At 69.7% G+C, this 26,468-nt stretch carries 27 protein-coding genes; 14 read left to right on the forward strand and 13 right to left on the reverse strand.

Annotation, left to right across the window (positions count from 1 at the left end):
* Positions 1-27: 27 nt before the first annotated feature.
* On the reverse strand, positions 28-891 hold the full coding sequence (locus NDR87_RS00635; protein WP_251909331.1) for an NAD(P)-dependent oxidoreductase: 864 nt from the start codon (positions 889-891) through the stop codon (positions 28-30).
* 148 nt (positions 892-1,039) lie between these two features.
* Here NDR87_RS00635 and NDR87_RS00640 point away from each other — a divergent pair, with 148 nt between their 5' ends.
* From NDR87_RS00640 to NDR87_RS00650, 3 genes are read left to right on the forward strand one after another with little or no spacing between them, the layout of a single operon-like run.
* Positions 1,040-1,393: a helix-turn-helix domain-containing protein gene (locus NDR87_RS00640; protein ID WP_251909330.1), complete on the forward strand. Its 354-nt coding sequence runs from the start codon at positions 1,040-1,042 to the stop codon at positions 1,391-1,393.
* A 60-nt stretch (positions 1,394-1,453) separates the two neighbouring features.
* Positions 1,454-2,809 carry a M20/M25/M40 family metallo-hydrolase gene (locus NDR87_RS00645; protein WP_251909329.1) on the forward strand — a complete coding sequence of 452 codons (1,356 nt, stop codon included), beginning with the start codon at positions 1,454-1,456 and terminating at the stop codon, positions 2,807-2,809.
* A gap of 24 nt (positions 2,810-2,833) precedes the next feature.
* Positions 2,834-3,370, forward strand: a complete 537-nt coding sequence (locus NDR87_RS00650) for a YbhB/YbcL family Raf kinase inhibitor-like protein (protein WP_251909328.1) — start codon at positions 2,834-2,836, stop codon at positions 3,368-3,370.
* 57 nt (positions 3,371-3,427) lie between these two features.
* Here NDR87_RS00650 and NDR87_RS00655 read toward each other — a convergent pair whose 3' ends face one another.
* The 4 genes from NDR87_RS00655 to NDR87_RS00670 form a co-directional block, all read right to left on the reverse strand.
* Positions 3,428-5,257: a long-chain fatty acid--CoA ligase gene (locus NDR87_RS00655; protein ID WP_251909327.1), complete on the reverse strand. Its 1,830-nt coding sequence runs from the start codon at positions 5,255-5,257 to the stop codon at positions 3,428-3,430.
* Positions 5,258-5,564: 307 nt separating this feature from the next.
* Positions 5,565-6,656, reverse strand: coding sequence for a quinone-dependent dihydroorotate dehydrogenase (locus tag NDR87_RS00660; protein WP_251909326.1), 1,092 nt, complete (start codon positions 6,654-6,656; stop codon positions 5,565-5,567).
* 8 nt (positions 6,657-6,664) lie between these two features.
* Positions 6,665-6,937, reverse strand: coding sequence for a DUF5703 family protein (locus NDR87_RS00665; RefSeq protein WP_251909325.1), 273 nt, complete (start codon positions 6,935-6,937; stop codon positions 6,665-6,667).
* Positions 6,937-7,986, reverse strand: a complete 1,050-nt coding sequence (locus NDR87_RS00670) for a YncE family protein (RefSeq protein ID WP_251909324.1) — start codon at positions 7,984-7,986, stop codon at positions 6,937-6,939. The genes NDR87_RS00665 and NDR87_RS00670 overlap by 1 nt, the downstream gene beginning before the upstream one ends.
* Positions 7,987-8,194: 208 nt before the next feature.
* Here NDR87_RS00670 and NDR87_RS00675 point away from each other — a divergent pair, with 208 nt between their 5' ends.
* From NDR87_RS00675 to NDR87_RS00685, 3 genes are all read left to right on the forward strand, one after another.
* Positions 8,195-8,545, forward strand: coding sequence for a hypothetical protein (locus tag NDR87_RS00675; RefSeq protein ID WP_251909323.1), 351 nt, complete (start codon positions 8,195-8,197; stop codon positions 8,543-8,545).
* 119 nt (positions 8,546-8,664) lie between these two features.
* The gene (locus NDR87_RS00680) at positions 8,665-9,198 is read left to right on the forward strand and encodes a hypothetical protein (protein ID WP_251909322.1); all 534 of its coding nucleotides are present in this window, start codon (positions 8,665-8,667) and stop codon (positions 9,196-9,198) included.
* A gap of 6 nt (positions 9,199-9,204) precedes the next feature.
* Positions 9,205-11,298: an MMPL family transporter gene (locus tag NDR87_RS00685; RefSeq protein WP_251909321.1), complete on the forward strand. Its 2,094-nt coding sequence runs from the start codon at positions 9,205-9,207 to the stop codon at positions 11,296-11,298.
* Positions 11,299-11,311: 13 nt separating this feature from the next.
* Here NDR87_RS00685 and NDR87_RS00690 read toward each other — a convergent pair whose 3' ends face one another.
* Positions 11,312-11,944, reverse strand: a complete 633-nt coding sequence (locus NDR87_RS00690; protein WP_251909320.1) for a LysE family translocator — start codon at positions 11,942-11,944, stop codon at positions 11,312-11,314.
* A 108-nt stretch (positions 11,945-12,052) separates the two neighbouring features.
* Between NDR87_RS00690 and NDR87_RS00695 the strand changes: the two genes are divergently transcribed.
* Entirely contained in the window at positions 12,053-12,208 is a 156-nt protein-coding gene (locus tag NDR87_RS00695; protein ID WP_251909319.1) for a hypothetical protein, read from the forward strand.
* Positions 12,209-12,507: 299 nt separating this feature from the next.
* Here the strand turns inward: NDR87_RS00695 and NDR87_RS00700 are convergent, their stop codons facing one another.
* From NDR87_RS00700 to NDR87_RS00715, 4 genes are all read right to left on the reverse strand, one after another.
* Positions 12,508-13,356: a heme ABC transporter ATP-binding protein gene (locus NDR87_RS00700; RefSeq protein ID WP_251909318.1), complete on the reverse strand. Its 849-nt coding sequence runs from the start codon at positions 13,354-13,356 to the stop codon at positions 12,508-12,510.
* A gap of 112 nt (positions 13,357-13,468) precedes the next feature.
* Entirely contained in the window at positions 13,469-14,659 is a 1,191-nt protein-coding gene (locus NDR87_RS00705; RefSeq protein ID WP_251909317.1) for an iron ABC transporter permease, read from the reverse strand.
* Positions 14,656-15,708 carry a hemin ABC transporter substrate-binding protein gene (locus tag NDR87_RS00710; protein WP_251909316.1) on the reverse strand — a complete coding sequence of 351 codons (1,053 nt, stop codon included), beginning with the start codon at positions 15,706-15,708 and terminating at the stop codon, positions 14,656-14,658. The genes NDR87_RS00705 and NDR87_RS00710 overlap by 4 nt, the downstream gene beginning before the upstream one ends.
* A 213-nt stretch (positions 15,709-15,921) precedes the next feature.
* A complete protein-coding gene (locus NDR87_RS00715) occupies positions 15,922-16,884 on the reverse strand; it encodes an aldo/keto reductase (protein WP_251909519.1) in 963 nt (320 codons plus the stop codon).
* A gap of 312 nt (positions 16,885-17,196) precedes the next feature.
* Between NDR87_RS00715 and NDR87_RS00720 the strand changes: the two genes are divergently transcribed.
* The 4 genes from NDR87_RS00720 to mshC all read left to right on the forward strand — a co-directional run bounded on the left by NDR87_RS00720 (position 17,197) and on the right by mshC (position 20,743).
* Complete coding sequence (locus NDR87_RS00720) at positions 17,197-17,937, forward strand: histidine phosphatase family protein (RefSeq protein WP_251909315.1); 741 nt, start codon at positions 17,197-17,199, stop codon at positions 17,935-17,937.
* A 24-nt stretch (positions 17,938-17,961) separates the two neighbouring features.
* Positions 17,962-18,549: a DUF3090 domain-containing protein gene (locus tag NDR87_RS00725; protein WP_251909314.1), complete on the forward strand. Its 588-nt coding sequence runs from the start codon at positions 17,962-17,964 to the stop codon at positions 18,547-18,549.
* A 4-nt stretch (positions 18,550-18,553) separates the two neighbouring features.
* Complete coding sequence (locus NDR87_RS00730; RefSeq protein WP_251909313.1) at positions 18,554-19,342, forward strand: SCO1664 family protein; 789 nt, start codon at positions 18,554-18,556, stop codon at positions 19,340-19,342.
* Positions 19,343-19,504: 162 nt separating this feature from the next.
* Entirely contained in the window at positions 19,505-20,743 is a 1,239-nt protein-coding gene (gene mshC / locus NDR87_RS00735; RefSeq protein ID WP_251909312.1) for a cysteine--1-D-myo-inosityl 2-amino-2-deoxy-alpha-D-glucopyranoside ligase, read from the forward strand.
* A gap of 254 nt (positions 20,744-20,997) precedes the next feature.
* On the opposite strand, the gene aat is transcribed toward mshC, so the two are convergent.
* Both aat and NDR87_RS00745 read right to left on the reverse strand, forming a co-directional pair.
* Positions 20,998-21,735 carry a leucyl/phenylalanyl-tRNA--protein transferase gene (gene aat, locus NDR87_RS00740; protein WP_251909311.1) on the reverse strand — a complete coding sequence of 246 codons (738 nt, stop codon included), beginning with the start codon at positions 21,733-21,735 and terminating at the stop codon, positions 20,998-21,000.
* A gap of 325 nt (positions 21,736-22,060) precedes the next feature.
* Positions 22,061-22,675 carry a TetR family transcriptional regulator gene (locus NDR87_RS00745; protein ID WP_251909310.1) on the reverse strand — a complete coding sequence of 205 codons (615 nt, stop codon included), beginning with the start codon at positions 22,673-22,675 and terminating at the stop codon, positions 22,061-22,063.
* A 189-nt stretch (positions 22,676-22,864) separates the two neighbouring features.
* Here NDR87_RS00745 and NDR87_RS00750 point away from each other — a divergent pair, with 189 nt between their 5' ends.
* From NDR87_RS00750 to NDR87_RS00760, 3 genes are all read left to right on the forward strand, one after another.
* Positions 22,865-23,968 carry an alcohol dehydrogenase catalytic domain-containing protein gene (locus tag NDR87_RS00750; RefSeq protein WP_251909309.1) on the forward strand — a complete coding sequence of 368 codons (1,104 nt, stop codon included), beginning with the start codon at positions 22,865-22,867 and terminating at the stop codon, positions 23,966-23,968.
* A gap of 305 nt (positions 23,969-24,273) precedes the next feature.
* Positions 24,274-24,696: a nuclear transport factor 2 family protein gene (locus NDR87_RS00755; RefSeq protein ID WP_251909308.1), complete on the forward strand. Its 423-nt coding sequence runs from the start codon at positions 24,274-24,276 to the stop codon at positions 24,694-24,696.
* Complete coding sequence (locus NDR87_RS00760) at positions 24,680-25,759, forward strand: aldo/keto reductase (RefSeq protein WP_308212023.1); 1,080 nt, start codon at positions 24,680-24,682, stop codon at positions 25,757-25,759. The genes NDR87_RS00755 and NDR87_RS00760 overlap by 17 nt, the downstream gene beginning before the upstream one ends.
* 249 nt (positions 25,760-26,008) lie before the next feature.
* On the opposite strand, the gene NDR87_RS00765 is transcribed toward NDR87_RS00760, so the two are convergent.
* On the reverse strand, positions 26,009-26,383 hold the full coding sequence (locus NDR87_RS00765; RefSeq protein ID WP_251909307.1) for a YidB family protein: 375 nt from the start codon (positions 26,381-26,383) through the stop codon (positions 26,009-26,011).
* Positions 26,384-26,468 lie beyond the last annotated feature (85 nt).

Raw genomic sequence — 26,468 nt, forward strand, 5'->3', positions numbered from 1 at the left:
TCGAAATCGGCGGCGGCGGTGGCGTTTTCAGGCGCGCAGCCCCTCGAAGACGCGGGCGAACGATTCCGCGCCATGGCCGTCGGCGACCTGTTCGTCGATGAGGTGTTTCACCGGTGCCAGCACCGTCGGGCGCACCCCGGCCGCCCGGGTGGCGCGCACGATGGCGTCGAGGGCGGCCTTGTTGAAATGCAGCGACTGCGTTTCGGCGGTGTAGTCGCCGCTGTCGAAGTACGCCGCATGCCCGCCCAGCCCCGCGGCCATCGCCTGCACCCACGGAATCGCGCGTTCGGCGAAGGCCTGGGCGCTCACCCCCGCCGTGGCCACCATGGCCGCGCCGTGGGCAAAGCCCGCGAACATGAGATACATCGCCGACAGCAGCGCGAAATCGTAGAGCGAGGCCAGTCCGGCGTCGGGACCGAAATACTCGGCCGCGCCGAAGGTTTCGAACAGTTCGCGGTGTTCGTCGAACACCGCCCGCGACCCGGAGTACAGGATCGAGGACCCGGGCTGCCCGATCATCGAGGGCACGGCCATGATGCCGCCGTCGAGGTAGTCGATACCGTGCGCGGCGGCCCAGGCGGCCAGTTCGCGGGCCTCGTCGGGGGCGGTGCTGGTCAGGTTGACCAGCTGGCGGCCGGCGAGCTTGTCGGCGACCGGGTCGAGGGTCGCGTGCACCGAGGCGTGGTCGAGCAGGACCGCGATGATCGGGCCGCTGCCCGCGATCGCGTCGGCCACGGTGGCCGCGGCGGTGGCCCCGGCGGCGCGCAGGTCCTCATCGCGGCCGGGGGTGCGGTTCCAGACCGTGGTCGGATGACCGCCCTGCAGTAGAGCCGCGGCCAGGGCCCGGCCCATCGCGCCGAGTCCGAGCAGGGTTACGGGGGTGGATGGCATTGCGGGACAACTCCTTACGAGCGTGTGAGCGGACTTATCGAACTGCGGCGCCGCCACTATGCTCACCCTTGTTGGCCCATCGGCCAAGTACTGACTAATTTGTGCGGTACTTACCGATTCGTATGTATCCAGGTGGGAAACCCGAGGCATGAGCGAGAAGAGATCCGGACCATATTTCTGCGGTATCGACGCGGCGATGGATGTGGTCGGCGGCAAATGGAAGTCGCTGATCCTGTGGGAGCTCGACACCGGCGGGGTGCGCCGCTTCGGTGAGCTGCGCCGGGCGCTGCCGGGGGTGTCGGAGAAGATGCTGATCCAGCAGCTGCGCGAACTCGAGGAGGACGACATCGTGCACCGCGAGGTGTATCGGGAGGTGCCCCCGCGGGTGGAGTACTCGTTGACCGAGACCGGCCGTGCGCTCAATGCGGCCCTCGAGCCGCTGGGCCGCTGGGGTCAGGAGCGCATCGCCCGCATCGGCGCGGCCCGGGTGCACGCGGTCTGATTGCGCGCACGCCGCGGCCAACGGATTCCGCGCCTGCGCCCGGGTGGTAGGAAGGAAGGCGTGTCTGCACCCGGTGACAAGATCGAGAAGTCGTCGCGCGCCGTGTCGGAGGTGGTGGAGCTGGTCAGCACGCTGATCCGCTTCGACACCTCCAATACCGGCGAGCTGGAAACCACCAAGGGCGAACGCGAATGCGCGCAGTGGGTGGCCGATCAGCTGCATCAGGCCGGTTACACCACCGAGTACGTCGAATCGGGTGCGCCCGGGCGCGGCAATGTGTTCGCCCGGCTGCCCGGCGCGGACCCCTCGCGCGGCGCGCTGCTCATCCACGGACATCTGGACGTGGTGCCCGCCGAGGCCTCGGACTGGAGCGTGCACCCGTTCTCCGGGGCGGTGCGCGACGGCTACGTGTGGGGCCGCGGCGCGATCGATATGAAGGATATGGTCGGGATGATGCTGGCGGTGGCGCGCCAGTTCAAGATCGAGGGCACGGTGCCGCCGCGCGATCTGGTGTTCGCGTTCCTGGCCGACGAGGAGAACGGCGGCCGCTGGGGATCGCACTGGCTGGTGGACAACCGCCCGGACCTGTTCGCGGGCATCACCGAGGCGGTCGGTGAGGTCGGCGGGTTCTCGCTGACCGTGCCGCGCCGCGACGGCACCGAGCGGCGGCTGTATCTGGTGGAGACCGCGGAGAAGGGGCTGGCCTGGATGCGCCTGCGCGCCAAGGCCCGCGCCGGACACGGCTCGTTCGTGCACGAGGACAACGCGGTCACCATTCTGGCCGACGCGGTGGCGCGACTGGGCAAACACACCTTCCCGCTGGTGATTTCGGATTCGGTGGCGGAATTCTTGGCCGCGGTCGGCGAGGAGACCGGCATCGACTTCGATCCGCACGGCCCCGATATCGAGGGCCAGCTCGCCAAGCTGGGCACCATCTCCCGCATCATCGGCGCCACCCTGCGCGACACCGCCAATCCGACCATGCTGCGGGCGGGCTACAAGGCCAATGTGATTCCGCAGACCGCCGAGGCGGTGGTGGACTGCCGCGTGCTGCCCGGTCGCCAGGCCGCGTTCGAGCGGGAGGTGGACGAGCTGATCGGCCCGGATGTGGAGCGGGAGTGGATCACGCACCTGGACTCCTACGAGACCACTTTCGACGGGCATCTGGTCGATGCGATGAACGCCGCGATCCTGGCCCACGATCCCGCCGGGCGCACCGTGCCCTACATGCTCTCCGGCGGAACCGACGCGAAGGCGTTCGCCAAGTTGGGGATTCGCTGCTTCGGGTTCGCGCCGCTGCGGCTGCCCCCGGAACTGGACTTCTCGGCGCTGTTCCACGGGGTGGACGAACGGGTTCCGGTCGACGCGCTGGAATTCGGCACCCGGGTCCTGGAACATTTCCTCTTGCACAGCTGACGATTCGGAAAGGACGGCCCACCCGTGCCCGACTACTCCTACAACCCGTACGCGGCGCTGCCGCCGTTGCCGAGCTTCACCCTGACCTCCACCGATGTGCGCGACGGCGAGGCATTGGGCAACGATCAGGTCTCCGGTGTGTTCGGCGCCGGCGGCAAGGACGTCTCGCCGCAGCTGTCGTGGTCGGGATTCCCGGCCGAGACCAAGAGTTTCGCGGTGACGGTGTACGACCCGGACGCGCCGACCGCGTCGGGATTCTGGCACTGGGCCGTGGCCGACCTCCCGGCGAGCACGACGTCACTGGCCAGCGGAGCGGGCAGCGAGGGCGGTGCGCTGCCCGCGGGTGCGATCACGCTGCGCAACGACGGCGGCTTCGCCGGATTCGTGGGGGCCGCGCCGCCGCCCGGACACGGCTACCACCGGTATTTCATCGCGGTGCACGCGGTGGATGTGGAGTCGCTGGGGATCGGCGCGGACGCCAGCCCGGCATTCCTCGGCTTCAACCTGTTCTCCCATGCGATCGCGCGCGCGGTGATCGTGGGAACCTACGAGCAGAAGTAGTCCGCCGACGCGAGTGCGGCCCGGGCGCGAAAACGCCCGGGCCGCCGTCGTTTTCGGCTACTTCAGGCTGATCACGCCCTCCGGCAGCGGGTCGACGTACAGTTCGGCGATCTCGGTGGCGTATTTGGTGGCGATGGGGTTGCGCTTGAGTTTGAGGGTGGGGGTGATCTCGTCACCGCCGGGCTCCCACTGCCGGGTCAGGATGCGGAAGCGCTTGATCTGCTCGACGCGCGACAGTTTGGTGTTGCCCGCCTCGATGGCGGCGCGGACCTCGTCGATGATCTCCGGACGCGTGGCCAGGGTGGCGATATCGGCGTCGGGGGCGCCGAGTGCCTTGGCCCGCACGGCGGCGGTGTCCGGATCGAGCACCACCAGCGCGGCGATGTAGGGCCGGGCGTCACCGATGGCGACGACCTGCCCGATCAGCGAGGAGGCGGCCTTGACGGCGTTCTCGATATTGGTGGGGGAGATGTTCTTGCCGGCCTCGTTGATGATCAGTTCCTTCTTGCGGTCCACGATCGTCACGTAGCCGTCGCCGTCGATGGTGGCGACGTCGCCGGTGTGCAGCCAGCCGTCGGCATCGAGGGCCTCGTCGGTCTTGTCGGGCATGTTGCGGTAGCCACGGGTCACGATGGGGCCGCGGATGAGCAGTTCGCCGTCGGAGTCCAGCCGGATCTCGCAGCCGTCGACGACGCGCCCGACCGAACCGGGGCGGGGGCGGTCGAGTTCGGTGTAGGTGCCCACACCGGTGGTCTCCGACATGCCCCAGATCTCGCTGACGGTGAAGCCCAGTCCCAGCATGTATTCCAGGGTTTCCGGCGGAATGGCGGCGGCGCCGGAGGAGGCCACGCGCAGCTGGTCCAGGCCCAGGGCGTGGCGCAGTTTGGACAGCACCAGCGCGTCGGCGAGCTTGTGCTGCAGGCCGAGCAGCGCGGGGCCGCCGCCGCTGCCGAGTTCGGCGCGCGCCTTGGCGACCCCGACGCCGATGGCCCAGTTCGCCAGCGTCTTCTTCACCGGACTGGCCTCGGTGGCGAGTTTGGCGTCGATTCCGGCCTTGATCTTCTGCCAGACCCGCGGCACGCCGAAGAATACGGTCGGGCGGGCGTCGGGCAGGGCGGCGGCGATCTCGCGCGGATCGGGCACGCAGGTGACGGTCATGCCGGTGCACAGGGCCAGGCAGTGCCCGGAGATGCGGTCGGCGACGTGCGCGGCGGGCAGATACGACACCGCGCGGTCGTCGGGGCCGACGGTCAGCGGGCCCTCGATCAGCGCCTTGATCTGGGCGATGACGTTGGCGTGGGTGATCTCCACGCCCTTGGACGGGCCGGTGGTGCCGGAGGTGTAGATGATGGTGGCCAGATCCCGCGGGGTCACGGCCTGCCAGGCGGCGTCGAAGTCGAAGTCCGCCTTGGGATTGGACTCGAGCTGGTCGAGGGTGATGGTGTCGGCGGCGGGGCCGTCGACGACGATGATGTGGTCGACGGCGACGCCGGAGCCCTTGACCGCGTCGAGGAACGCGCGCTCGGTGACGACGATCCGATTGCCCGCGTTGGTGAACACGTGCGCGATCTGCTCGGGGGAGCTGGTGTTGTAGACCGAGAACGGGGTGGCGCCCAGGTGCAGGGCCGCGGTGTCGACGAGGTTGAACTCGGGCCGGTTGGTCAGCATGATGCCGATCGTGTCGCCGTGTGCGACACCGAGTTCGGCCAGTCCGGCGGCGAGGGCGCGGACTCTGCGGTCGAACTCGGCCCAGGTGATCTGCTGGGTGCCGCCGACGGTGCGCAGGGCGACCTGATGCGGGCGCAGCGTCACGGTTTGCTGGAACGCCTGCGGCACGGTGGAGACCATGGCGCCGGAGTGGTGTGTGTAACCGATGTCTGTCGTCATATCCCTTGTTCCCGGTTGTGCGATCCCGCATCCCGGCCCGCCGCTGGTGCACGTCACGAATCGGACGCCCGTGCGGAAGGTTGCCGGTCGTGTGATGCGGGTCACCCATCCTACCGACGAAGCGCGCGAATGTGACGAGTCTTATTCGGCTCACGATCTGCGGGAAGGCGCGGGACAACGGGTGCGCCCGTGATTCGCGCGCGAAGGGATCGACGTCCAGGGGAAAACGTCGGGGCCGCAAGGATTCCGGCGGCTCGTGCGAACCCGCATCGGGTGCACGATTCGAATCGTGCACCCGATGCGGGGATCACGCCGACTGTTCCAGTCCGGGTTTGTGATCGGCGCCGACGGCCTGGGCCAGGCTGGTGAAGCCGCGGGCGCGCAGGCGGGCGGCGATGCCGCGGTGGATGCGGCGGGTCCAGAACAGGCCGCCGTAGATGAAACCGGTGTAGCCCTGCAGCAGGGTGGCTCCGGCCAGGATGCGTTCGAAGGCCTGGTCGGGGGTTTCGATGCCGCCCACCGAGATCAGCACCAGGCGGTCGCCGACGCGGGTGTAGAGGCGGCGCAGTACCTCGAGGGAGCGCTCGGCCACCGGCGGGCCGGACAGCCCGCCCGCGCCCATGGCCGCGACCTCCTCGGCCGGGGTGGCCAGGCCGTCGCGGCGGATGGTGGTGTTGGTGGCCACGATTCCGGCCAGGCCGAGTTCGACCGCCAGATCGGCCACGGCGTCGATATCGTCGTCGGACAGGTCGGGGGCGATCTTGACCAGCACCGGCACCTCGACGCTGTCGAGCACCGCCGACAGCAGCGGCCGCAGCGATTCCACGGCCTGCAGATCGCGCAGGCCCGGGGTGTTGGGCGAGCTGACGTTGACCACCACGAAATCGGCCTGCGGGCCCAGCAGCCGCGCGCTGGTGACGTAGTCGGCCGAGGCCGCCTCGGCGGGAACGAGTTTGGTCTTGCCGATGTTGGCGCCGATGGGCACCCCGCCCGCGCGGCGGCGGCGCAGGCGTTCGGCGGCGGCGGCCGCGCCGTGGTTGTTGAAGCCCATCCGGTTGATCAGCGCGCGGTCGGCGGGCAGCCGGAACAGCCGCGGGGCCGGATTGCCGGGCTGGGCGTGCGCGGTCACGGTGCCGATCTCGGCGAAGCCGAAACCCAGTGGGCCCCAGGCATTCACGCCCGCCGCGTCCTTGTCGAATCCGGCGGCCAGCCCGAGCGGGGCGGGGAAGTCGACGCCGAAGGCGCGGGTGGCCAGGATCGGGTCGGCGGCGCCGGTGAGCCGGGCCAGCAGCGCGCGCAGTCCGGGCGTGGCGGTGGCCAGGCGCAGTGCGGCGAAGACCAGGTGGTGGACGCGTTCGGGCGGCAGCAGGAACATCAGCCGCAGTAGGAGCGAGTACATGCGGCCCCTCACATCCCCGGTTCCGGGGTGGGTTGTGCGGTCTTGCGCCGGCGCAGCAGCACCCGGCGGCTGCCGTCGGTGTAGGCGCGCACGCGCGAGAGTTCCCAGCCGCCGAATTCGGCCTGGATGGCCAGGCGCATGGAGGCGGTCACCCGGTTGACGTCGGGGGGAAGCCGTAACGGGACGTACTCGTATTCACCCTCGCCCTCCTGGGTGGTCTCCTCCCAGCCCGCGGGGAGCGTGGGTCGGCGTTGCGAACGGTGCGCCGAGGCCTGAGTCATCACTGCCCTCTCTTCCTCTGGTCCGCGCCGATCCGCTGCAGACCGTCACCGGTCGCGGATCCCACGAACATCTCGCCGGTGCGGTCATCGATCGTCACCGAATTCGGCTGGCGTACCGTCGCGAAGCGTCCCACTTCCTCCGGTATACCCGTCGACAGGCCGTAGCCGACGACCTCGTTGCTGCCGGTCAGCGTCACCCACACGGTCTCGGTGGAACGATCGTAGGCGAGTGCGTAGGGCGACGAGCCTACCGGGAACCGCTGGCGCAGCACGAGCGGATCGGCGGTGTAGACCAGCAGTGCGCCCCCGGCGGTGTCGGTGACCAGGAGTCGGCCGAAGTGGTCGGCGACGAGGTTGGTCGCGCCGCGGCCCGCGCGCAGCGACAGCCCGGGGCGGCGATCGTCGAGGTCGAGCTGGGTGAGGGTGGTCCGGTCGTGGTCCAGCACCGCCACCGCGTCACCCGCGGCGGCCAGCTCGTCGGCCGCCTTCAGACCGGTGACGGTGGTGCGCACCGTGTTTGCGGCGTCGCGGATTTCGACCTTGCCGTCGGCGCGGGCCAGTGCGAGGGTGCCGTCGGGGCGGCGGGTGAGCGCGCGGACCTCGGCGTCGAGCGGGGTGGCGCGCACACTGGCGGCGGCCGGATCCAGATGCAGCAGTTGGGTTCCCGCGGCGAGCAGGATCTCCCCGGGCGCGCCGAGCGCCCAGCCGGTGGCCGGGGCGGGCAGGGCGACGGTGCGCTGGTCGCCGGTGGCGGGATCGAGCACGCGCACGCCGCGCCCGTCGGGGTCGAGCAGGGCGAGGCGGCCGGTGGCGGGTTCGCTCAGGGCGGCGGCGATGGGCGCGGCCGCGGTAACGACTCCGGCCGGGGTGCGGGCGGGCACCGGGGCGACGGCGGCGCTGGCCGGTGCGGCGGGGGAGGGGGCGGTGTCGTCACCGGTGCGCTTGGCGCAGCCGCCCAGTGCCGCGACCGCCGCGACCGCGAGCGTCGCCGCGACCAGCGCCGACGGGGCTCGCCGTCGGACCGGTCGGTTCCCGTGGGGACCGCGCATACACCGAACTCCTTCTACCCGCCACTCATGCGTACCTCTTCATCTGACCATGGTGACCGAGGCGGGCCGCTCACCGGGGTCATTCCGCCGGGAAGGACCGTCCGCGCGGGCGGGCGATCGGGGGCCGAGGCACGCTCGCGGCGACCGCGGTTGTCGGTGGCCAGGGTTACCGTGGGAGGTGAACGGCCGACGATGCAGGGAGTCCCGGTTGGAAACCGACCATACGTCTGAATTCCTCGTAGAAGACATTACCGTCGGTCCGTTCGCGCACGGGTTCGGCACCACCGGCGACGGGCGGTCGTTCGCCTTCCGCACCTTCCGGGCCACGCTGGTGCTCGAGATCTACCGCCCCGACACCGCGGCCGCGGTGCCCGGCCCCGAGGATGTGGTCGCCTCGGCGCAGGTCCGCGTCACCGATGTCGACCTCGACGACGAGCGCAGCGTCACCGCCCTGATCCGCGATCTGATCCCCACCGCCGTGCCGACCGCCGCCGAGCGCGGGCCGACGACCGTGCGCGCCCTCCTCGGCCGCCTGGGCGCGGTGATCGAGGGAATCTGACCGAAATCCGCTGCGCGCCACGGTGTTCCGGAGGCCGCGCGGGCCTACTCGGCGATCTTGGCCGAACCTGGCAGACTGTACGAGAACTACCGGTAACTTCGACAGGCGGCGAGGGCGGAATGGCGGTGCGGCGCGCGATGTGCCTGGCAGTGGCGCTGGCGACGGCGGGGGCGGTGGTCGCCGGATGCGACAGCGGCTCCGACGAGGCGTCGGTGGCCGCGGCGCGGTCCTCGGCGTATGCGGCACTGACCTCGTCGTCGCAGGCCGCGGCGTCCAGCCGGGCCAATCGGCCGCCGATTCCGACCGCGGCGCAGCTGGACGCGCAGATCAAGCGGGCGCTGGATCCGTCGCTGCCCGATTCCGAGCGCACCGCGCTGATCGAGGACGGCGACGCCTTCACCGAGGCCATCCCGGACATGTACAAGGCGCTGCAGGACAATCCGCGCGCGATCTACGGGGTGGTCGATCCGGTCTTCGACAACCACGACGGCACCCTGACCGCGACCATGCGCCTGGACAAGGACGGCACCGGAACCAACGTGCGCACCACCATCGTGCATTTCGTGGACATCGACGGCACGTGGAAGATCTCGCGCACCGATCTGTGCGGCATCCTGCGCTCGGCCGACTACAAGACCCCCGCCTGCGGCTGAGTCGCGATGGTGCAGACGCAGGCGTTGCGGTGGGGCCGTTTCGTCCACCGGCACCGCTTCGCGGTGTTCGCGGTCTTCGTGGCGCTGGTGGCCGTGAGCGGATTCTACGGCCGGGATCTGGGGTCGCGGCTGACCCAGGGCGGCTGGTTCGACGAGCACAGCGAATCGGTGGTGGCCTCCAAACTGGCCGACGACACCTTCGGTCGCGACCGCGACGCCGATGTCATCGTGCTCTACACCGCCCCGCCCGGCGCCACCGTCGACGACCCGCCCGTGCGCACCGCGGTGGCCGACGCGCTGACCCGGCTGCGCCAGCGGTATCCCGATCGCATCCAGAAGATCGACAGCTATTTCGACGGCCCGATGATGGGCCAGTTCGCCGACGCCGAGCGCACGCACGCCTTCGCCAGTATCGGATTGCGCGGGGCCGACACCGAATCGGTGAACAACTTCCTGGCCATTCGCGACGAGCTGGGCGCGGGCGCGCCCGGCGCGGGCCCCGGCGGGACGACGGTGCAGCTGGCCGGGTTGCAGCCGGTGGTGGAGGGCATCAATATCGGCATGCAGCACGACATTCGCCGGGCGGAGCTGATCGCACTGCCGATCGTGGCGGTGCTGCTGTATTTCGTCTTCGGCGGGGTGATCGGGGCGGCGCTGCCGGTGCTGATCGGCACGATGACGATTCTGGGCAGCCAGGGCATCATGCGGTTGCTGTCGGATCACATCGAGATCAACGTCTTCGCCTCGGCGGTGGTCACGCTCGTGAGTCTGGGCCTGGCGATCGATTACGGATTGTTCGCGGTGACGCGGTTCCGGGAGGAGCTGGCGGCCGGGCGCAGCGTCGAGGAGGCCACCGCGCGCACGGTGGCCACCGCCGGGCGCACGGTGCTGTTCTCGGCGGCGATCATCGCGGTGAGCCTGGGGGCGCTGTTCATCTATCCGAACGGGGTGCTGCGGTCGGTGCCCTACGGCGGGATCTCCTCGGTGCTGCTGGCGGCGGTGCTGTCGGTGACCGCACTGCCCGCGGCGCTGTCGATCGTGGGGCGGCGCATCGATCTGTGGGGATGGGGGCGGCTGGCGAGTATCCGGACCGCCGAGCAGATCGATCGCGGATTCTTCTCGCGGCTGGCGGTGTTCGCGATGCGGCGGCCGGTACGGGTGATCGTGCCGGTGGTGCTGGGGCTGCTGATGTTGCTGGTTCCGTTCCGGCACATCGAGTTCGGCGGGTTGAGCGAACGGTATCTGGCCGCGGACAATCCGGCGCGGGTGGCGCAGGAGAGCTTCGATCGGCTGTTTCCGGCGTTTCGGACCGAACCGCTGAAGCTGGTGGTGGTGGGGGCGAATCGGGAGCAGCTGTCCGACATCCGGTTTCAGGCGAATTTCGCGCCCGGACTGACCGGTCCGTTCGAGGCGTCGGCGCCGACCACCGACGGGATCAATGTGTTGTCGACGGGGCTGGTGGACAAGCGCGCGGCCGATACGGCGATCGCGGCGCTGCGGGCGATTCCCGATCCGCCGGGGGTTCGGGTGATGGTGGCGGGGGTTCCGGCGCTCGAGCGCGATGCCATTCACGGGCTCATCGACGGGCTGCCGGTGCTGGTGGCGATTCTGGTGGCGGCGGCGATCGCGTTGATGTACGCGGCGTTCCGGTCGCTGGTGCTGGCGGTGAAGGCGGTGGTGATGAGCGCGCTGTCGCTGGGAGCGACGCTGGGGATTCTGACCTGGATCTTCGTGCAGGGGCACGGGGCGGGGGTGTTTCATTTCACGCCGCAGCCGTTGATGTTCGCGGTGCTGGTGCTGATCGTGACGGTGCTGTTCGGGCTGTCCACCGATTACGAGGTGTTTCTGCAGTCGAGGATGGCCGAGGCGCGCGCGGGCGGTGCCGATGCGCCCGAGGCGATCCGCTACGGGATCGCGCACACCGGTGGGGTGATCACCTCGGCGGCGGCGATTCTGATCGTGGTGACCGGGGCGTTCGGGTTCTCGGATCTGGTGCTGATGAAATACATCGCCTACGGAATGATCGCGGCACTGCTGTTGGACGCCACGGTCATTCGCATGCTGCTGACGCCCGCGGTGTTGAAATTGGTGTGGCGGTGAGGGTTTCGGCCGTTCAGCTCGCGCTGCGAGGTTCGGGTCCGGCGAATGCGGCGAGGGCGCCCAGGGCCAGATAGATCATGCCGGTGGCGTAGCGCTGGCGGCGCCGGAACACCGGCCGCGCCCGCAGCCAGCCGCCGAGCGTGCCCGCGGCCAGCACGTACACCAGATCCGAGGCGACGCCGATGAAGGCGGTGAGCACGCCCAGGATCGCGATCTGCAGCGGCACGTTGCCCGCGTCGCGATCGACGAACTGCGGCAGGAACGCCAGGAAGAACAGCACCACCTTCGGGTTGAACAGGTTGATCAGCACCCCGTCCAGATACACCCGGTGCAGCGGGCGCGCCCCGAGCACCGGGGCGTCGGCGTCCTCCCCGCCGCGCAGCGTGCGGTAGGCCAGATACAGCAGATAGGCCGCACCCGCATAGCGCAGGGCGGTGAACGCGGTCGCCGAGGCGGCGATCAACGCCGACAACCCCGCGGCCGCCGCCGCCACATGCACCAGCGTCCCGGTCTCCACCCCCAGCGCCGAGACGACTCCGGCCCGGCGGCCCTCGGCAATGCAGCGCGCGGTGATGTAGAGATGATTCGGCCCCGGAATGGCGATCAGCGTGGTGGCGGCCAGCAGGAACAGCAGCGGATGAGTCACTCCGCCAAGCTAATCCGGACCGCCCGGTACCCGCCAGCGCATTCCGCACGCCACCACCCGCCCCGGGTGTCGCAAGCCCCCGTGCCAACCCCCGTTAACCTAGGGTCCGTGACTCACCCGGAAGAATCTCAGCAAACCCCCCACGGCCGCCACGCCGCCCCCGAGGGCGCGGCCCTGCATCCCCTGATCGACCTCGACCGCGACCCCACCCCCGGCAAGCCCGACCACGCCCGCCCCGACGAGGACGATTCCCCGGCCGAGTAGCCGGACGGCCCGGAAACGAGGACACAGCCGGAGCGCCCGCGATTCGCTCGCGGGCCCGGCAATCACCGGCAACTCTCGCCGGAGTTCGTCACGGGCGATGGGCGGCCCACGCGGGTCGCGAAACGAATTCACTGCGCACCGCGCACGATGGTGACGGGGACGGCTCACAGGTGTCGCTGGTCGAAGCGGATCGAGTGCGACACGTCGCTCCCCGGTTCGAGCGGGCTCGCTCGCTCCCCATGCCACCGGCGGAGCAGTGGGGCCGCAGGTTAGGGGTCGAAGGTGGCCGACGCCGAGGATCAGCGGCGGACCGGCAGGACGAGTTGGGCTCCGGTGACGGGGTGGTCGAGGACCTCCACCGGGTGCTGGTAGACGTTCGTGAGCAGGTCGGTGGTGAGGACCTCGCGGGGGGTGCCCGCGGCGACGAGGCGGCCGGAGCGCAGGACGGCTACGCGGTCGGCGTAGGCCGCGGCCACGCCCAGGTCGTGTAGCACTACCACGACCGCCGCACCGGCGGCGGCGCGGGCGCGGGCCAGGTGCAGGATCTGTTCTTGGTGGCCCAGGTCCAGGGCGGCGGTGGGCTCGTCGAGCAGCAGGGTGTGGGTGTCCTGGGCGAGGACGCGGGCCAGGGCGACGCGGGCGCGTTCGCCACCGGACAGCGCCGGAAAGGGGCGGGCGGCGAGGTGGTGCACGTCGGTGGCGGTCATGGCGGAGGCGATGATCTTCTCGTCGTCGTCCTGGCGGGGAGTTCGGGCCCAGGGGGAGCGGCCCATCGCCACGACCTCGTGTGCGGTGAACGGGAATCCGACCAGATGGTTCTGTGGCAGTACCGCCCGCCTGCGCGCCATGTCGATCGGCGTCCACGCCCGGACCGGCTGCCCGTCGAGTTCGACTGTGCCGGTGACGGGTTCGAGTTCCCCGGCCAGGGCCGCCAGCAGGGTGGACTTTCCGGCCCCGTTGGGTCCGACCAGCGCCAGGATCTCTCCGGCGACCACGTCGAGATCCACCTCGTCGAGCACCCGCCGAGCGGCTCCGCGCTCGACCGACACGCCACGGGCCCGCAGCGTGACCGCACCGGGCGCGGGGGTCTGCGGAATTCCGTGCGCGCGACCGAGAATTCGGCTGACGCCGCGGGTGATGCTGCTCATCGCTCTCCTGCCCGGGGTACCGGGGACCGGGTGTCGCTGCTGGCGCTGTGGGTGGGCATGGGTTGGGCGGTGCGCGGCATCGTGGCGGTATGGTCCGGCGCGAGTGCGGAATTCATGCCCAACCTCCCGAGCGGGCGCGGGTGCGGCGCAGCAGCCAGAAGAAGAACGGCCCGCCGACCAGCGAGGTCAACATGCCCAGTGGCAGATCGGCATTGGCGACCAGGCTGCGCGCGCCGATATCGGCGGCCAGCAGCACGACGGCGCCCAGCACCGCCGAGAGCGGGATGAGGACGCGGTGGGCGGGGCCGACGAGCATACGCACCACATGCGGGACGATCAGGCCGACGAACAGGATAACGCCGGTGAACGCGACACCGGCGGTGGCGAGTACGGCGACGATGACGATCACGTTGCGGCGCAACCGTTCCACATCCACGCCGAGGTGGCGAGCCGCAGACTCGCCCAGCGCCAGCAGATCCAGCCGGGGCGCGAGCAGCGCCGCGGCGGCGAAACCGAGGACGGTCAGCGGGGCGACGACGCTCACCGCCTGCCAGGTGGCGCCGTTGAGGCTGCCCAACTGCCAGAACACGATCTGATCGCGGGCGGCGGGGGAGGCGGTGAACAGCAGAAACGACATCACGCCCCCGGCGAAGGCGTTGACCGCGACACCGGTCAGCACCAGCGTCACGGTTTCGGTGCGCCCGCCCGAGCGCGAGAGCAGATACACCAGCAGGGTGGTGAGCAGCCCGGCGACGAACGCGCCCCCGGCCACCGACCAGGCCGCGGCGAACGCCCCGCCGATCACGATCACGATGCCGGCGCCGACCGCCGCCCCCGAGGAGACGCCGATGACACCGGGTTCGGCCAGCGGATTGGCGAAGACTCCCTGCAGCAGCGCACCCGCGGTCGCCAGCGCCGCACCCACGAACAGCGCCAGCACCACCCGCGGGAAGCGCACCTGCCACAGGGTCACCTCGCCGGCGGGATGATGCGGCAACGGCCCCCAGTCCAGACCGATCTTGTGCGCCACACTGCCCGCCACCTCGAGCGGCGTGGTGGGCACCTGCCCGACGGCCGCCGAGACCACCGCGAGCACAATCAGCACCGCCACCGAGATCGCGCTCACGATCGCCACCCGCGACCAGCGCCGGGCAGGGGCCGGGGTGACCTGCGGTCCGGTCGGCGGTGAGTTCGTGGTGTCGATGCCGTCGGCCGCCTCTGCTTCGGCGGTGCCGGGCGCGGTGGCCGGCCTATCGGGCGAATGATGTTCGGCGGTAGGGGAATCGGGGCGGGTGTCGCTCATGCCTGGGTGCCGTGGAGGGCCTTGGTGAGGGCGCTCAGCACGCGACCGGTATTGGGGCCGAAGCTGAGCAGGACCTTGTCGGACATGTCGACGACGCGTTTGCTCCGCCCGGCGGGCGTCTGCGCGATACCGGGCACCTTGGCCAGCCCGTCGACACCGCCGATGGAGGCCAGCCCATCGGACATGACCAGGAAGACGTCGGGGGCGGCGGCGATCATGGCCTCGCTGGTGATGGGGACGAACGGCTCCTTCAGCCCGGCCGCGGTGCCCGCGTCGACGCCGCCGAGCGCACCGATCAGCGCATCGGCGCCCGAACCGGGCCCGCCCATCATGGTGATGGCCGTGGACCGCAGGTACAGAAACGCGATCTTCGGTTTGGGTTCGTGCTGGCCGACCGCGGCGGTGGCGGAGGCGATTTCGTCGCGGGTGCGCTGGGCGAGCTTGTCCCCCTGGGCGGGCACTCCGAGCGCGGCGGCCACCGCCTGAATCTGTGGGACCACACCGTCGAGGGTGCGCTGCGGGTCGAAGAACACGACGGTGATCCCCAATGCGCGCAGCTGGTCCCGCAGCGTGGGGGTCACGGTCACCGTGTCGGTGAGGAACACCGTGGGCCGTTGCGCCGCAACGGCTTCGACGCTGATGCTGCCATTGCCGCCCGCGACGTTGGTGATGTGCTGCATAGCCGGGGGCGCGGCCGAGGCGCGTCCGACGAGATTGCCGCCGAGCCCCAGCGCCCACACGGTCTGGGCGAGGGTGCCGTACCGGTCGACGGCGACAATGCGACTGGCGTCGGTGACGGTGACCTGGCCGCCGTCGAAGGAGGGCACGGTCGCGGGCAGTTGCGGGGTGGGGGCGGGCCCGATCGGCACCGGATCGGGATCGGCGAGGGTGGCCGTGGCCGGTCCCTGCCCCGCGCTGGTTTCGCCGCCGGAACCGCCACACGCACTCACCCCACCCACCAGCACCACCGCCAACACCGCGAACAGAACGCGGGTCGCCGATCGAGTGCGATGGATGCGCGGAGACCGAACACGGGCGAGACAGCTCATGAGGCAAGCCTAAGAGGTACGGCGCCAGACCTCTCGCACCACCCGCGGTTCTCCCGGACACACCGGCGTCCCTCCGACCCGCTCGATGATCGACGCCGTCGCGGCACCCTACGCAACGGCTACGACACAAACCGCTTGCGCCGCGGCGTGTTCGGCCGAATCCGGCGTGTCGCCGCGCTCGCCGGAACCGGTCGCATCCGCGCCCGCGGGGGCTCAGCCCCGGCTGACGTCGTCGATGGCCGCGGCGATGGCGCGGGGCAGTTCCAGGGTTTCGGCGGCGAGGATGCCGGTGAGCTGGGCGATGTCGCGGGCGCCGACGATCATGCTCGCGACCGTGGGGCGGTCGCGGATCCAGGCCAGGGCGACCGCGAGGGGGGAGGTGCCCAGGCCGTCGGCGGCGGTGACCAGGGCGTCGACCACGCGGGTGGCGTGTTCGTCGAGGCGGTCGCGGATCTCGGCGGCGGTGGCCTCGTCGGCCCCGCGGGAGTCGGCGGGTACGCCGTCGCGGTATTTGCCGGTGAGGATGCCCCCGGCCAGCGCGGTGGTCGCGATCAGGCCGACGCCGTGGTGGGTGGCGGCGGGCACGATATCGCGTTCGGGGCCGCGCGCGAGCAGCGAATAGGGGACCGCGGCGGCGGTGATCGGCGCGGCGGAGGCGAGGGTGGCCAGCTGCCAGGCGTTGAGGCCGCGCACGCCCGCGTAGCGGACCCGGCCCGAGCGCACCGCGTATTCCAGCGTGGTGGCGATCTCCTCGAGCGGGGTGTGCGGATCCCAGGCCGCCACACTCCAGATGTCGAGGTAGTCGGTGCCCAATTCGGCCAGGGTGTGGTCGAGTTGGCGCATCAGGGTGCGCCGGGAGGCGTCCACGGCCCAGTGGATCTCGGGGGCGGGCGACCCGGCCGGATCGATGACCGAGGGCACCGGCACCAGGCCCGCGCAGCCCGACAGCACCAGATCTCCGCGCGGCACGAGTTCGTCGATGAGCCCGCCGAGGATCCGCTGGGAGGCGCCGCCGTGGTAGGCGGGGGAGGTGTCGATGAGCGTGCCGCCCGCCTCGACGAAGGCCACCAGTTGCACCGACGCGTCGTCGGCGTCGGTTTCCCGGCCCCAGGTGTGGGTGGCCAGCCCTATCCGCGACACCCGTAATCCGCTGCGCCCGACCACTCGCTGTTCCATCACCGTGCCCACACTTCCGTCACGGGGTAAGAGCCTAGGGCCACAACCGGTTCGGAACCGGCTATCCCCCCGCGAACCGCCGAACTTGTCGCCGGCCCGCCCGTTCCCGGACCGCGCGCGACTCCCGCCGCGCCCCCGCCCCGTTCGCGGTGCGCGAAACCCCGCCCGCCCCGCGGCCGGGCGCCCATCGCCGTGAAACCGTTGCGCGCCAAGGTGATCGGCCCGCACCCATCCCGCGCGGCCGAAGTTCGTACCGGACGGTGTCACGCGGCCGCGCTGGCGCACCGGCCATGATCGCCTACGCTGGGGGCCATGACGGTGATCCTGCTGCGGCACGGGGTGTCGGCCTCCAACACCGCGCGCACGCTGGCCGGGCGCAGCCCGGGGGTGGATCTCACCGACCGCGGCCGCGAGCAGGCCCAGGCGGTCGCGGCGCGGCTGGGCGCGCTGCCGATCGAGCACATCGTGGCCTCGCCGCTGCTGCGCTGTCAGCGCACGATCGCCCCGCTGGCGGACAAGCTGGGCCTGCGACCACAGGTCGAGGAGGCGCTGGCCGAGGTCGACTACGGCGACTGGACCGGCCGCACCCTGGACGAGCTGGTGAAGGAGCCGCTGTGGAAGGTGGTGCAGCGCCACGCCTCCGCGGCGGTGTTCCCGGGCGGCGAGGGGCTGGCGCAGGTGCAGCATCGGGCCGTGGCCGCCGTCCGCGCCCACGACGCACGGCTCGGCGAGCAACACGGCCGCGACGTGCTGTGGGTGGCGTGCAGCCACGGTGATGTGATCAAGGCGGTGCTGGCCGACGCGTTCGGTGTGCACCTGGACGGATTCCAGCGCATCGTGGTCGAACCGGCGTCGATCAGCGTGGTCCGCTACACCCCGACCGCCCCGTATGTCTGGCGGGTAAACGACACCGGCGCCGATCTGTCGGCGCTGGTGGCAACCGTCGAGCAACGATCGGGGCAGCGGGCCGGACCGGTCCCTGGCGGTGAGGTGGGCGCCGCCGCGGGTACGGATAATGGGAATGCGGAACGCCCCGAATCGCGTAGTGAGTAGTGCAGCCGGTATCAGGAGGTGCAGATGGCCCGAGCAATCCATGTATTTCGCACCCCCGATCGTTTCGTCGCCGGGACGGTCGGTGAACCAGGCGATCGCTCGTTCTATCTGCAGGCAGTGCAGGAGCCCCGGGTGGTCAGCGTGCTGTTGGAGAAGCAGCAGGTGAAGGTGCTGGCCGACCGGATGGGGCTGCTGCTGGACGAGGTGGCGCGCCGCTTCGGCGCGTCGGTGCCCCCGCAGGCCGAGGAGGTGAGCGACACCGCCCCGCTGCGCATGCCGATCGACGCCGAATTTCGGGTCGGCACAATGGGTTTGGGCTGGGACGCGGACGCGGGCGCGGTGGTGGTGGAGCTGCTGGCGATCACCGAGACCGAGGTCGACGAGTCGGTGGTGCTCGACGACACCGAGGAGGGCCCGGACGCGGTGCGGGTGTTCTTGACCCCGGTGCAGGCGCGGGAGTTCGCGTTACGGTCGGCGAAGGTGATCGCCGCCGGGCGCCCGCCATGCCCGCTGTGCGGGGAGCCGCTGTCGGTGAAGGGGCACATGTGTGTGCGCACCAACGGCTACAAGCGCGGCGACATCTTCGGCGCGGCCGATCTGGAGGAGGACTGAACGCGTGAGCACCGACGGCGACCCGTTCTATACCGGTGAGCTGTCGGTGATCGGCCGGGTCACCACCGCCAGCAATCTCACCCTGGTGTGCGAGCTCGACGGCACCGACGCGCGGGTGGTGTACAAGCCGGTGCGCGGGGAGCGGCCGCTGTGGGATTTTCCCGACGGCACCCTGGCCGGGCGCGAGGTGGCCTCGTATCTGGTGTCGGCCGCACTGGGCTGGTCGGTGATCCCGGAGACGATTCTGCGGGAGGGCCCGCTGGGCCCGGGGATGGTGCAGCGCTGGGTGGAGTCGGCCGATCCGGACGTGGGCGGGCGGCTGGATCTGGTGGATCTGGTGCCGATCGGGGCGGTGCCGCCGGGTTTCCGGGAGGTGTTGCGCGCGGTGGACGGCACCGGCGCGGAGGTCTCACTGGTGCATGCCGACGACCCGCGGCTGCGGCGGATGGCGGTGTTGGATGTGGTGCTCAACAACGCCGACCGCAAGGGCGGGCACGCGCTGGCGGGTGCCGACGGCGGGGTCTACGGTGTCGATCACGGCATCTGCCTGCACGCCGAGCCGAAGTTGCGCACGGTGCTGTGGGGCTGGGCGGGTGAGCCGGTGGGCGAGGAGTTGCTCACCGATATCGCGGAATTCGTCAAGGCGTTGCCCGGGGAGACCGGCGACGCGCTGGCCGGCCACATCACCGACGAGGAGATCGAGGCGCTGGCCGCGCGCGGGCGGGCGCTGCTGGACGATCCGGTGCTGCCGCTGCCGGTGTCGGCGCGCCCGATCCCCTGGCCCGCGTTCTGAGTCCGTCTGCCGGGCATCGATACGGTGCCGCAAGATTGCAATTGTTGACTTTCCGGCACACGCTGCCGAAATGCAGGTCGTGCACGGCCACGGTGGTGGCGTGGGCCACCGGTGGACGGGGGCGGGCGGGCCGGGTCTCGATCTGACCTTTACCCTCGAATCATGCAGTCCTGGTCCGAAATAGCTGTCCCGACCGTCCCCGGATCCGGACCGCCGTTGCGGTTGTACGACACCGCCGATCGGCAGGTGCGCCCGGTGACCCCCGGCGCCACCGCCACCGTCTACGTCTGTGGCATCACCCCCTACGACGCCACTCATCTCGGCCACGCCGCGACCTACCTCACCTTCGATCTGGTCAACCGGGTGCTGCGCGACGGCGGGCATCGGGTGCACTACGTGCAGAACGTGACCGATGTCGACGATCCGCTGTTCGAGCGGGCCGCGCGCGACGGGTTGGACTGGCGGGATCTGGGCGCGCGGGAGATCGCGCTGTATCGCGAGGACATGGCGGCGCTGCGGGTGCTGCCGCCGCGCGATTACGTGGGCGCGGTGGAGTCGGTCAATGAGGTCGTGGAGCTGGTGGACAAGCTGCTGGCCTGCGGTGCGGCATACGTGGTCGACGACGCGGAGTTTCCCGATATCTATTTCCGCCACGACGCCACCGAGCAGTTCGGCTACGAGTCCGGGTACGACCGGGCCACGATGGAGCGGTTGTTCGCCGAGCGCGGCGGCGATCCGGACCGGCCGGGTAAGCGCGATCCGATCGATGCGCTGCTGTGGCGGGCGGCGCGCCCGGATGAGCCGTCGTGGCCCGCCCCCTTCGGCGCGGGTCGGCCGGGCTGGCATATCGAGTGTGCGGCGATCGCGTTGAACCGCATCGGCCCGGAGTTCGACATCCAGGGCGGCGGCAGCGATCTGATCTACCCCCATCACGAGTATTCCGCCGCCCACGCCGAGGCCCTGGTGGCACATCGACGCTTCGCCCGCCACTATGTGCACGCCGGGCTGATCGGGCTGGACGGGGAGAAGATGTCCAAATCGCGCGGCAATCTGGTGTTCGTGTCGAAGCTGCGCGCGTCCGGGGTGGATCCGGCGGCGGTGCGGCTGGGCCTGTTCGCGGGGCACTACCGCCAGGACCGCGAGTGGACCGACGCCGTGCTCACCGAGGCCCAGACCCGGCTGGCGCGCTGGCGTCAGGCCGCGGCGCTCGAGTCGGCCCCGGCCGCCGACGACACCGTGGCCCGGTTGCGCCAGCATCTGGCCGACGATCTGGACACCGCCAAAGCGCTGGCGGCGGTGGACAATTGGGCCGCCCAGGCGCTCGAGTACGGCGGACCGGATCGTTCGGCGCCGGGGCTGGTGGTCGACGCGGTCGACGCGCTGCTGGGTATCCGGTTGTAGCGTCGCCGGGCGGACGGCCTTCTCGTCGGGACAGCTGGCGGGTGCGCGGTTCGCCCGGCGATCCGCACCCCCGATTCAGCATTGCCGTTGTCGGCCCGGGGAGCCAAGGGTCCGTTGGTAGTAGTCCCTTGGTGCCGGGTCCGGCGCATCGACGTCGAGACGAGGCTGTCGATCGAGGCGCGATGCGGGCCGTGGCAACGCGAATCCGGCCCGTCGATCCATGATGTTGCCGACCTATCGCCTCGGTGATCCATTCACGCCGGGAGATGGTGGGGGGAGTTGGGGACCGGGATTTCGAACTGCCAGGGGCCGGGGAGGCCGGGACGGGCGGCGGCCTGGGTGTGTAGGTGCAGGTAGTCCGCACGGGGGAGGTCGATGGCGCCGAGAGAGGTGAGGTGGCCGGAGGTGACCTGGCAGTCGATGAGGGCGAAATCCCAGGCGGCCAGTTGGGCGCAGAGCCAATACAGCGCGACCTTGGAGGTGTCCCGGGCGCGGGAGAACATGGACTCGCCGGCGAAGGAACGACCGCATGCGACGCCGTAGAGGCCGCCGACAAGGTCGCCGTCGCGCCACACCTCGACTGAGTGCGCCTGACCGAGGTGGTGCAGCCGCAGGTAGGCCGCCAGCATGTCGGAGCCGATCCAGGTTCCGGCCGCCTTGTCGCGCGGTCCGGCGCAATTCGATATGACCTCGGCGAAGGCGCGATCCATGGTCACCGCGTAGTCGGCCTTGGCAACAGATCGGCGATAGGACTTGGTCACCCGCAGGTCGGTCGGCACCAGAATGCTCCGCGGGTCCGGGCAGTACCAGTGGATCGTTTCGCCGGGGTTGTACCAGGGAAAGATTCCCGCGGAATAGGCGCCCAACAGCCGCTCTGGTGACAGATCCCCGCCGAAAGCGACCAGCCCGGACGGATCCGCCAGCTCGACAGGTGGGAAAGGCTGGTCTGGATGGACCAGATGCATCCGCATCAGGTCGGTAGGGTCGATCACCGGACAGAGATTACCGACCCGAGCGACCAGCCTCAGGCTGCGACGGCGGGACGAACCGTCGCACGGGATCGGTCCGCGGACTTGGCAACCGTCGAGCGGGAACTCGCCCAGGCGACTGGGCCGATCGCTCCCTAATCAGTCGCTCCCCGACGTGCTCTTCTATCTCTGTGTGGTCGCAGAAGTGGGCGGAGCGGAACGGGTCGATCCGGCTTCCATGCCACCTCGGTAACGCACGGAACGCGGCATTGGCGGACATTCTGGTCGAAGCCGTGGTCTGGGAGTATCTGCTCGTTCCGGAGACTGCTTGGGCACCTTCGTGTTCGGCCTACGGCGTTTGCGACTTCTCATGGGCGTGTTGGTTGTTCGCCGGTGCGGGGAGGCCGAAAGCGCAGTGCAGTACTGCCGTGATCTCGTCGCGGTCGGGTGGGTTGGGGCGGATGAGTCCGTGCAGGATATAGCCGGTGATGACGCTGACGGCCGTGGTGGCGGTGGTCGGATCGGTGAAGTGGGGGGTCAGCGAGTCGATTGCCTGGTCGTAGAAGCGTTGTGCCATCGGTTGGAGGTCGGGCCTGCGTAGGGCGGCCATGATCAGCTCGAGTTGCACGATGCTGTGTCGACGGTGGTCGGCGAGGCGAGCCGCGACGGTGTCGACCAGGGCGGCGATGACCTGTTCGAGGGTGTCGCCTGCGTGTTGCTCGGACCAGGCCCGCAGATAGTCGGCGTGGTCGTCGATCGCGCGTGCCAGGACCACGGCGATGAGATCGTCACGGTCGGCGAAGTAATAGGTGGTCGAGCCCAGCGGCACTCCAGCGGTCTCGGCGACGGCGCGGTGGGTCAGTCCCTCCAGGCCGCGTTCGGCGATGACCTGCTCTCCCGCCGCGGCCAGCTGGTCGCGCCGCCGGGAGGGCTTCCGCCGCCGCGCCGGTTGCTGATCGTTCACTGTCTCCTCCATCACATCCATGTACGTTTGTACAAGTTGTTTGTACACTACTGTTGTGCCCCGATTTGGGAGCTACTCCCGCAGATCGCTGAAATTTTGCCTCTAAGCAGAGAATGCCCATGATTGCCAGCTCTGAAGAACCAACGTTCCCGGGCGGGGACCGGTCGAGACGAGAGGAGCGGAAACACCATGAAGGCTGTGCTGTTGAAGGAATTCGGCTCGCCGTTGTCGGTGGAGAACGTGCCCGATCCGGCGCTGGGGACCGGTGAGGTGATCGTGGATGTGGCCGCGGCCGGTGTGCCGGTGCACATGGGTGCGATTCTCAGCGGCGAGCGAGACAATTACCTGCTCGACCTGCCGGTGGTGCCCGGCGGCTTGGCGGTGGGCCGGGTACGTGCCCTCGGACCGGACGCGACCCGACTGTCGCTGGGGGACTGGGTGTGGTGCGATCCGACCGTCCGCTCGCGTGATGATGTGCGCAGTCCGGACATCTATCTGCAGGGCGGGACCGCCAATGGCGAGAGTGCGTTGCCGCTGATGCGGTATTTCGGCAACGGCTCCTACGCCGAGCAGTTGCTGATCCCGACCGAGAACGCCTACCCGATCGGCCCGATCGACCCTGCCGACGTTGGTAAATGGGTGGCGGTGAACAACTGCGCAACCCCCTACGGCGGCCTGCTCGCGGCCGACCTGAAAGCCGGGGAAACGATCTTGATCAGCGGCGCGACCGGCAACTACGGCAGTGCGGCGGTTTCCCTCGCGATCGCGATGGGCGCCGGGTGCGTCGTCGCGCCGGGCCGCAATCAGAAAGTGTTGACCGAACTCGAGCGACGCTTCGGTTCCCGAGTCCGCACCGTTGAGCTGTCCGGACAGGAGGACGAGGACCGCGAACGGATGCGCCGCGCCGCGCCTGGACCGATCGACGTGGTGTTCGACATGCTCTCACCGTCCGCCCCGGCGACCGCGGTACGCACCGCCATCATGACCGTGCGCCCGGGAGGCCGGGTGATCCTCATGGGCGGGGTCGGCTCGCTGGGCGGGGAGGATCTGTCCCTGCCCTACTGGAACTGGTTCGTGACCAACAACATCACCGTGCGCGGCCAGTTGATGTACCCGCGCGAGGCCAACGTCGGCCTGATCGCCCTCACCCGCTCCGGCCTGTTCGATCTCGACCAGTTCGACATCAGCGAATTCGCTCTCGATGACATCGACAAGGCCATCGACCACGCCGCCGCCGAAGGCGGACCATTCAAGTTCACCGTCGTCAAACCATCACCGCGGCAATCGCAATGAAGCCTCGGACCGCCCAGGGACGGTTCACAAACGGTGCAGGGACGGGGTCACGCACAAGGAGAAGGCCCCCATGACAGGTGCACACGACAAGGACGTCGCGCCGGCCATTGGACCGGGTGGCCGACGATGTGACGCGGACGCTGCCCCCGGTGACCCGGCCGCAAAACCTCGTTCCAGATCCGCCACGGCGAAATACGCGGCGTGCGCGAATACAACGACACCCAACACCAGGCTGTGGTTTTCGCCGGTTGGGAGTTTGATTTCCAGAAACGCTTCTCCGGACATGCCGGAGACAGTTCAGAACCATGGAGGTCGTTTCCATGACAGCCGAAGAGAACAAGCAGGTGGTTCGACGCTATTTCGAGCTCGTCTCCGGCGGCCGCGTCGATGAGGCGGCTGACTTGTTGGCCGACGATGCGGTCCAGGTGGTGCCCGGTGATCCGACCCGCATGCCGGGTGCGGGCACCCACCCGAAGGCCGAGCTGGTGGCGGCACTGCACGGGTTGCGCGACGCCGCGCCTGATGGAATCGCTTTCACCCCAACCACTTTCACAGCCGAAGACGACCGTGTCGCCGTGGAGGGCGAAAGCTACGGCAAGCTCGCCAACGGCAAGATCTACAACACCCCCCTGCACCACCTGTTCCAGATCCGCGACGGCAAGATCCACAGCGTCCACGAGTACTTCGATACCCAGCACGCCGCGGAAGCCTTTGCCGACCCGAGTTGAGGAGGAAATCATGTCTCTGACACTGGACACCTATCGCCTGCTGGGCCGTTCCGGGCTGCGGGTTTCGCCGCTGGGTCTGGGCACCGGCACCTTCGGCGCTGGCCCGGGGTGGGGCGCCGACAACGACGACGCCCGCAAGCTGTTCGACACCTACGTCGAGCGCGGCGGCAACTTCATCGACTCTGCCACCACCTACGAAGGGGCGGAGCAGCTGCTGGGCGAGTTCACCCGTGACAACCGCGAAAGCATGGTATTGGCAACGAAATACGGGATGGCGCGGCGGCCGGGCGATCCGAATTCGGTGGGCGATCACCGGAAAAACCTGATCGCCTCGGTCGAGACGAGCCTGCGGAACCTGAACACCGACTACATCGACCTGCTCTATCTCCACGTGTGGGACTTCACCACCCCGGTCGAGGAAATCCTACGCGGCATGGACGATCTGGTCCGCCAGGGCAAGGTGCTCTACGTCGCGATCTGCAACACCCCGGCCTGGCAGATCTCACGCATGCAGACCCTCGGCGACCTGCGTGGGTGGTCGCCGCTGGTGGCCTTGCAGATCGAGTACAACCTGATCGAGCGGACCGGCGAGCGCGACCTGATCCCGATGGCCCGCGCGATGGGACTGGGCGTGGTGCCCTGGTCACCACTGGGCGGTGGCGTGCTCACCGGCAAATACAGCCGCACCGACCTGGACGCCGAAGTGGTGGCCTCCGCGACGTCGGGCTCGCGCAAGAGCCTGGCCGCCGCTTTCGGCTCGCTCAGCGAGCGCGGCCTGGCGATCGCCGATGTGGTGAAAGAGGTGGCCGCCCAACTGAACAAGACGCCCTCGCAGGTCGCTCTCGCCTGGATCCTGCACAACCCCGATATAACGGCGCCGCTGATCGGCGCCCGCACCCCGGCCCAGCTCGAAGACAACCTCGGCGCTCTCGATGTCGAATTAGACCCGGCCCACCTCACCCGCCTGAACGAGGTCAGCGCCATCGAACCCGGCATCCCCCACAAGAGCCTGGCCCTCAATTCCACACTTGTCTTCGCAGGCATGAACATCGAAACCCGTTGATGGCCAAAGACAATACCGCGATGTGTTCGGCCGACTTCTGGACCCGCATGCCGGCGGGCCGGTCGAACGCGCGATAATCGGCATGAATGCGTCGACATAGCGGACGCTTGGCCAACCGTCCGCTGCTGGACAGGTACCGGACAGTCACACCGCCTACGGCGCACAACAACCCCATGCGGCTCCGGGAATCCCGACCTGTGACGTGATGTGCTGCGGCGCCGTTCGAGAAGAGCGGAAGAGTCTCTGCGCCTATCGCGCCGCGTCGACGCCCACCGTCACGCCGGTGCGGGCATCCCCGCGCGGACTATCGGTGTAGAAGGTGAACTCGATATCGAGGGGTTTTGTGGGTGGTCCGATGCGCCGGGTACGGGGTGCCGATGGGTCCGAAGTGGCGTGCTCGAGGACTTCGGGCAGTGTTTCGGACAGGTGAGCGGTGATCGTGTCGGCCGGGATGCCGACCTCGGCCGCGAATTCTGCTAGTCGTTCACTGTCGATGGCTTCGGCCAGCTGAGCGGGGGTGACCGGTGCGCTCGGGTCGTCGGCGGCCCAGGATGATGCTTGGGGAAGTTTGGTCAGATCGATCTCGAGGTGGACGCCGTCGCTGCGGTGACTCGTGTGGTTCATCGGCACCTCCAAGGGTCGACTCTTCGCTTCTGTTCGGGTTATCGCGCAGATGTGTTGTCAAACATGGACTTCGGCTTCTTCGACA

It is taken from the genome of Nocardia sp. CDC159 (genome assembly GCF_023740735.1).
In the GTDB taxonomy this organism is placed as follows: Bacteria; Actinomycetota; Actinomycetes; order Mycobacteriales; family Mycobacteriaceae; genus Nocardia; species Nocardia pulmonis.

Excerpts from the sequence above, each read along its gene's own strand:
- NDR87_RS00750 (WP_251909309.1), top strand. The coding sequence starts at position 22,865 with ATGAAGGCTGTGCTGTTGAAGGAATTCGGCTCGCCGTTGTCGGTGGAG.
- NDR87_RS00660 (WP_251909326.1), bottom strand. The coding sequence starts at position 6,656 with ATGTACTCGCTCCTACTGCGGCTGATGTTCCTGCTGCCGCCCGAACGC.
- NDR87_RS00685 (WP_251909321.1), top strand. The coding sequence starts at position 9,205 with ATGGTGCAGACGCAGGCGTTGCGGTGGGGCCGTTTCGTCCACCGGCAC.
- NDR87_RS00720 (WP_251909315.1), top strand. The coding sequence starts at position 17,197 with ATGACGGTGATCCTGCTGCGGCACGGGGTGTCGGCCTCCAACACCGCG.
- NDR87_RS00640 (WP_251909330.1), top strand. The coding sequence starts at position 1,040 with ATGAGCGAGAAGAGATCCGGACCATATTTCTGCGGTATCGACGCGGCG.
- NDR87_RS00715 (WP_251909519.1), bottom strand. The coding sequence starts at position 16,884 with ATGGAACAGCGAGTGGTCGGGCGCAGCGGATTACGGGTGTCGCGGATA.
- NDR87_RS00710 (WP_251909316.1), bottom strand. The coding sequence starts at position 15,708 with ATGAGCTGTCTCGCCCGTGTTCGGTCTCCGCGCATCCATCGCACTCGA.
- NDR87_RS00635 (WP_251909331.1), bottom strand. The coding sequence starts at position 891 with ATGCCATCCACCCCCGTAACCCTGCTCGGACTCGGCGCGATGGGCCGG.
- NDR87_RS00680 (WP_251909322.1), top strand. The coding sequence starts at position 8,665 with ATGGCGGTGCGGCGCGCGATGTGCCTGGCAGTGGCGCTGGCGACGGCG.
- NDR87_RS00705 (WP_251909317.1), bottom strand. The coding sequence starts at position 14,659 with ATGAGCGACACCCGCCCCGATTCCCCTACCGCCGAACATCATTCGCCC.
- NDR87_RS00670 (WP_251909324.1), bottom strand. The coding sequence starts at position 7,986 with ATGCGCGGTCCCCACGGGAACCGACCGGTCCGACGGCGAGCCCCGTCG.
- NDR87_RS00655 (WP_251909327.1), bottom strand. The coding sequence starts at position 5,257 with ATGACGACAGACATCGGTTACACACACCACTCCGGCGCCATGGTCTCC.
- NDR87_RS00700 (WP_251909318.1), bottom strand. The coding sequence starts at position 13,356 with ATGAGCAGCATCACCCGCGGCGTCAGCCGAATTCTCGGTCGCGCGCAC.
- mshC (WP_251909312.1), top strand. The coding sequence starts at position 19,505 with ATGCAGTCCTGGTCCGAAATAGCTGTCCCGACCGTCCCCGGATCCGGA.
- NDR87_RS00765 (WP_251909307.1), bottom strand. The coding sequence starts at position 26,383 with ATGAACCACACGAGTCACCGCAGCGACGGCGTCCACCTCGAGATCGAT.
- NDR87_RS00725 (WP_251909314.1), top strand. The coding sequence starts at position 17,962 with ATGGCCCGAGCAATCCATGTATTTCGCACCCCCGATCGTTTCGTCGCC.
- NDR87_RS00665 (WP_251909325.1), bottom strand. The coding sequence starts at position 6,937 with ATGACTCAGGCCTCGGCGCACCGTTCGCAACGCCGACCCACGCTCCCC.
- NDR87_RS00755 (WP_251909308.1), top strand. The coding sequence starts at position 24,274 with ATGGAGGTCGTTTCCATGACAGCCGAAGAGAACAAGCAGGTGGTTCGA.